The sequence below is a fragment of the Rhodococcus sp. MT28 genome, from assembly GCF_058792695.1.
The window spans coordinates 1-5,307 of sequence record NZ_JBXAFD010000046.1 but is presented as its reverse complement, the minus strand read 5'-3'; the positions used below and the strand labels follow the sequence as shown (position 1 = coordinate 5,307).

Here is a 5,307-nt window from a genome sequence, read left to right as displayed (position 1 = left end):
GTGAGCGTTACCGCTCCGTCGGTCCGTGCTTCTACACACCAATTAGGAAAAACCCGATCATGAACGACTTTAGCCTCCGGGCTGCCCGCATCCAGCTAGGCGCATTGCTCGCCGCACTGGCACTCGCGATCGTTATTGCGCTCGGCATCACCACCGGCGCATTCGTACTTTCCTTCGCCGTGCAACGTGACCTTGCCAGGCAAGCACTGATCCCCGAAAACCTGACGTGGATTTTCCCGGCGATCGTCGACAGCGCAATCCTCGGCGCCACCATCGCCATCGTCATCATCAGCAAGCTCAAGATGAACCGACGCGACAGAGGCTTCTACATCGCCCTCGCAGTCAGCGTTGTGGTGATCAGCATCCTGGGCAACGCATTCCATGCCTACAACGCAGCCGTCGACGCCCGCCAGTTCGTCGACGGTGGGGGAGACCTCGGATTCATTCCACTCGCCCCGGCCATTGCAGCTGCCCTCGCAATCATCCCGCCGGCCCTGGTCTTGGCGTTCACCCACGGCATCACCGTCCTCGTGAAGGCTGTCGGAATCGCCTACGCCGCATACCGAGAGCTCGTCGATTCCCATGCTCAGAATCTCCAGCCAGTTGCATCAGCGGAGAGCATTACACCAGCGGAAGGCGCTGTACAAGCCGACATTGCCACGGAAGCCGAGGCTAGCGCCGCAAAGACGCAGATCGACGCCCACCGTAGCTTTCACGCTGTCCTTGTATCCGCATCGAGTCGAAACGCAGTCGCGGGCACAGGGGCACTCGCAACCTTGGCGCTGCTGACGGTCCAAGGACCCATCCAGGCGGCCGGTGCAGGCGCGGCCACGGCTGCGGCATGGTGGCTACTGCGCTGGCTTGCACGACCGGCAACGGCAGTCGCTCAGACCTCGGGCGATGAAGAAACCGGCCTCGACTTTGCGCCCGCTTTCGAGACGGTCAGCAGCAGTGATGCAACAGCAACCAGACCGACAGCCACGCCTACACAAAACCTCAGTGCCTTGAAGAAATTCATCGCAAACTCGGATCTGCCGGAAACCGTGAAAGACACCGCAGTCCGGAAGCTCACGAACCTGAACCTCACGTGGGAGATGATCGCTCAGGAGTCGAAGCCACCAGTTGCGATATCGACAGCATGGCGTCGCTACCAGCAGTTCGAAAAAGAGGCCCGTGCAGCAGGATTCACGAGGCCGCCGTTGCCTGACCTTCGGTCTGCCGAGTATCCGCTGGAGAGTGAACTCGTCAACATTTGACCAGGTCTCACCAATAATGTCCGCCCGTCATCACGATCAGTCAGGGCCGATCGCCATCCGGTGTGATCGTGACAAACAGGCAGAAAAACCCTTGGGCACACGAATATTTGCAAATTGGAGAGGCCTCGCGCCTCAGCGGAAAAGCCAGATACATAAACAGAGGTCCTGGCAGTGCTCACTACACCACCAGGACCGAGCCACAGAAAGCCCTGTGACCATGAGCAATACTAATCGCCCCCACATCGGCCGACCCACCGTTAATACCGCACGAAACACGCAGGCCCGAGCAGTGCGAACACGAGAAGCGATCGTCTCCGCCGCCGCACACCATTTCGATGCTGACGGCTACGGCGCAACTAGTATGAACGCCCTCCTCGCGTCAGGAACAATCACCAAAGGCGCTATCTACCATCACTTCCCGTCCAAAGAAGCCGTCGCACAACAACTTGTCGCCGACTGGAATCACGCCGTCAACGGATCCATCAGCGAGGCAATCGGCACAGGGAGGCCGGCAGTCGACCAACTGACGGCGATCTTCACCTCCCTTGGTGACGGGATCGCCGCGGGTACCAACCTGCGTGCCGGAATGAAGCTCACTCTCGAACCCACCATCGACAACGGGGCAGCGTTCGCACACTGGGTCGATACTCTTAGCGACATCGTCGACACCGCCATCGCAGACGGTGAACTCCCCGACACCCCCGCTGCACACCGACTTGCATGGAACTTGTGCGCCGGCACTGTCGGAGCCGCGCACGCATCAGTGATTCTCCGGGAAGACGTTGGTCTCGGTGATCGAGTCCACGATGTGGTCAGCGCGCACCTGGCCGCATTCTCTGAGGGGACACCTAGCGAACCTCGCTTGTCGAGCTGAAGCTAGCAACTGAAGTTCGGAAACAAGCCGGACCTGGCTTCGTCGTCGCATATCTACTCGGATGTGATTTGGATACAGTGGATGCACATACGTTCCGGTCAGGAGTGAAGTTCGCTCCTGACCGGAACTGGAAAGGGAGCATCCATGGACAGGTCCACGACAGACCGAGGCGACGAATCCCTCGCCGCCGAAGCGGGGAAGGGGGCGAACTGGAAACGCAAGAGGGAAAGTTTCAGCTGCACCAAAGAAATCTGGGACCACGCCAAGACAGCATGGAGCGTGGTGCGCAGCGACTATCCGGCATGGACGGAATGGTTGGAAGCAGCATTGAGGGAAAAAGCAGCTTCAGTGCAAACCCAGCTGACTCCGGGTGACGATTCTCCTCTACCGCGGGCGCCATCACGACTGCCAACCGGGCGACGTGAGCCCGCTCTCGAACCCGTCGACCGCGAGCGCAGGTCCTTCACCTGTGCGCCGGCTGTCTGGTCCGATGCCCGCGCTGCCTGGTGGGCTCAGAGTCCGGACTATCCGTCGTGGTCGGACTGGGTCGAAGAAGCAATCGTCGAAAAGACCAAGAAATCCGACAAGAGCACCACTACCACCACACACTGATCGAGAACAGGATCCCTGTCATGGCGAAACAACCACTACCCCCTCCCGTAGTGCCTCCGTGGATGCAGCAACCCACACCGGCCGCTGAGACTCCCACAGACACGTCAGGTCCTCGGTACCAAGACCTCGATGCGTTCATCAGCGAGGTGACCTCGCCGATCGACTTCGTCGAGGAAGTGAGCCAGCCGTCCGACGCTACAGACGAGCAGCCGCTTATCTCAGACGACGCGTCGAAGGCACCTACACCCGCCTCGCCACCATCCGGTAAGAGCGCACTCATGATGCCGACAGGAGTTTCACCGTCAGCGGTCTGGGCGACCTCCAACGCGGCAGACGTCTTCTCCTCTCACAGCTCAGGCGAAGCGAAATACCGCGCAGCGAGTAGTAGTAACGAGACGAACTGGCGAGTCGACAGAACACAGGCGATAGCCGAATCCGGTTGGCGGCGCTGGTTGTTCTTCGCATCAGCGAAGACCGTGAACCTGGGGGAGAACCCCGCAGACATCGCGCACCGTGAACTCACCCGCCGATTGCAGCGACCGATCGATGCCGATTTCAAACTCGGTATCGTCCAACTCAAGGGAGGTGCAGCGAAAACGACGACCGCCATCGGCGTCGGAAATGCCTTCGCTGAGGTACGCACCGATGCAGTACTTGCCGTCGACGTCAATCCCGATCGTGGAAACCTTGCACGCCGCACCACATCCCGCACCGACGGAAGCGTATTCACCCTTCTCGATGCGCCCCGCCCACAACGCGTGCACGAAATCCGCACACACACCAACCAGACGCCGGCGGGACTGGAAATCCTTGCCTCCGCGCAAGACCCAGCGACTGCACAGTCCTTCTCCGCCGCCGACTACGACCAGATCCTCGATGTCGTCAAAGACTTCTATTCTCTGATCATCGCGGACTGCGGAACGAACATCACCCATCCTGCGACACAGGCCGTGCTCGCTCATTCCGATGCGCTGATCATTCCGCTCGACGCCAAACAGGATTCTGCGGATGAAGCAGTCGCCGCGATCGACTACCTGCACAGTGCCTACGCCAAAGATCCCGACACCAACCTCCCCGTCACGGATGAGAACGGGCATCGTCGTTGGCTCTACCGGCATCTCCTCGCACGCACCATTGTGGTCGTCTCGCATCAACGCCCCGGCAAACGTCCGTTCGACGTCGACAAGTCCCTTGCCTGGTTCCAGGAACGGGTACACGAGGTCCATGTCATTCCCTACGATCCGCATCTCGAGGAAAGTGCCGAAATCTTTCCCGATCGTCTAAACCCCGCCACCACCTCGGCATATCGAGGGTTGGCGGCGAAAGTCGCCGATCTCTTTCCTGTCCACTCGCGGGCGTTGACTCGTGTCGGCTGACCTCGGTGACGGTGCGTCTCCGGTCATCGAAGAGGTTGCCGACGACAGCGGGCTGCGTTGGATGGGGCGACTGTTCGCATCCACCATTTCCGGCGTCACCCCGCAGTCTGTTGGGACCATTGCTGCGCAGCACGAGCACGACCCGGACTGGGTCAAGCTCGCCATGCGAGACGAGGACCGCCGTGTCATTGCAGCTCTGAGTTCACATCTTCCCCTCACCCTCGCACAAGGTGCGGCCCGTTTCGTAGACGAGGACGCCGGATACCAGTTGGCTTTACGGACACGAGTACTCGAACACCTCGCCGTCCATCCGTCACATCGAGGACGCGGTTACGCGCGGGCGCTCTTAGCGAGGGCAGAGGAGCTTCATCGCGGCCAAACCGACGTCGATCTGTGGTTCGGGTTTCTCGACGAACGCGAACGCGGTGCCGCGGCCTTCTACGACGAATTGGGTTTCATCAGAGTTGAAACGCCCGCCGAACTTCCCGCTCCGGCACATGTTCTCGAACACGCCACGCTCGTTCGGCGAGGACAGTGGTTTTACAAACTGCTCATCGCACCCAGTCCGACCACGTAGAACACCGCGATTGTCAGCGGGTGTGTGTCGGTGGACCGCGGTAGAAATTCACAGTGCGGAGTATCAAGTTCGACTCGCAGAGTGCTCGCTGATCCGGTGAACGCCTGCGCCACAGGCACGTAGGAGCGTCATGGAAATCTTGCTGGTCTATCCGATCGTGGCTGCCGGCGTTGCTGTGCTGGTCCTGATCGTCAAGCGCCGAGAGCGTGCCATCCGGCGCGCCACGCCGCCGTGGGTGTACTGGCAACGAGGCCAGTACGTCACCGACCTCAACGCCCGCCGCACCAGACGGAACCGCACAGCTGTCGGCGCAGTGCTCGGTATCGCCATCGTGGCACCGCTGATGGCGCTCGCGGGCTTCGCCGGCACCGCACAACGAACCCGCCGACACTGACCATTCGCTTGTAACCCAGGGGGACTAGATGAATCACGGCATCGCAACTTTGGAGCACGAGGATTACCTGCACCGTGTAGAGGAGCTTTCGCGCGCAGCCGGCCGAAGCGCTCCACCTAACGTCGAATTCGGTGCGATCAAGAAAGACATCTCAGGAAGTTAACAGTCAAGCCGCGAGCACGAGAGGAGGTGGGAAGGCATGGGTTTCGTCGTAGGTT

At 60.4% G+C, this 5,307-nt stretch carries 6 protein-coding genes; all 6 read left to right on the top strand.

The features are described from left to right. Positions 1-59 precede the first annotated feature (59 nt). The 6 genes from AC1Q6C_RS33375 (at position 60) to AC1Q6C_RS33350 (ending at position 5,089) form a co-directional block, all read left to right on the top strand. Entirely contained in the window at positions 60-1,256 is a 1,197-nt protein-coding gene (locus AC1Q6C_RS33375; RefSeq protein WP_223304645.1) for a DUF2637 domain-containing protein, read from the top strand. Positions 1,257-1,473: 217 nt separating this feature from the next. Next, a complete protein-coding gene (locus AC1Q6C_RS33370) occupies positions 1,474-2,130 on the top strand; it encodes a TetR family transcriptional regulator (RefSeq protein ID WP_075835996.1) in 657 nt (218 codons plus the stop codon). A gap of 144 nt (positions 2,131-2,274) precedes the next feature. After that, positions 2,275-2,742 carry a hypothetical protein gene (locus AC1Q6C_RS33365; protein ID WP_042925544.1) on the top strand — a complete coding sequence of 156 codons (468 nt, stop codon included), beginning with the start codon at positions 2,275-2,277 and terminating at the stop codon, positions 2,740-2,742. A 20-nt stretch (positions 2,743-2,762) separates the two neighbouring features. Beyond that, the gene (locus tag AC1Q6C_RS33360) at positions 2,763-4,118 is read left to right on the top strand and encodes a MinD/ParA family ATP-binding protein (protein WP_087503868.1); all 1,356 of its coding nucleotides are present in this window, start codon (positions 2,763-2,765) and stop codon (positions 4,116-4,118) included. Next, positions 4,108-4,695, top strand: coding sequence for a GNAT family N-acetyltransferase (locus AC1Q6C_RS33355; protein ID WP_075835979.1), 588 nt, complete (start codon positions 4,108-4,110; stop codon positions 4,693-4,695). Before AC1Q6C_RS33360 ends, AC1Q6C_RS33355 begins: the two co-directional genes overlap by 11 nt. 130 nt (positions 4,696-4,825) lie before the next feature. Then, positions 4,826-5,089, top strand: coding sequence for a hypothetical protein (locus AC1Q6C_RS33350; protein WP_075835981.1), 264 nt, complete (start codon positions 4,826-4,828; stop codon positions 5,087-5,089). Positions 5,090-5,307: the final 218 nt, after the last annotated feature.

Coding starts and splice junctions, on each gene's coding strand:
- AC1Q6C_RS33350 (WP_075835981.1), top strand. CDS start 4,826: ATGGAAATCTTGCTGGTCTATCCGATCGTGGCTGCCGGCGTTGCTGTG.
- AC1Q6C_RS33360 (WP_087503868.1), top strand. CDS start 2,763: ATGGCGAAACAACCACTACCCCCTCCCGTAGTGCCTCCGTGGATGCAG.
- AC1Q6C_RS33365 (WP_042925544.1), top strand. CDS start 2,275: ATGGACAGGTCCACGACAGACCGAGGCGACGAATCCCTCGCCGCCGAA.
- AC1Q6C_RS33375 (WP_223304645.1), top strand. CDS start 60: ATGAACGACTTTAGCCTCCGGGCTGCCCGCATCCAGCTAGGCGCATTG.
- AC1Q6C_RS33370 (WP_075835996.1), top strand. CDS start 1,474: ATGAGCAATACTAATCGCCCCCACATCGGCCGACCCACCGTTAATACC.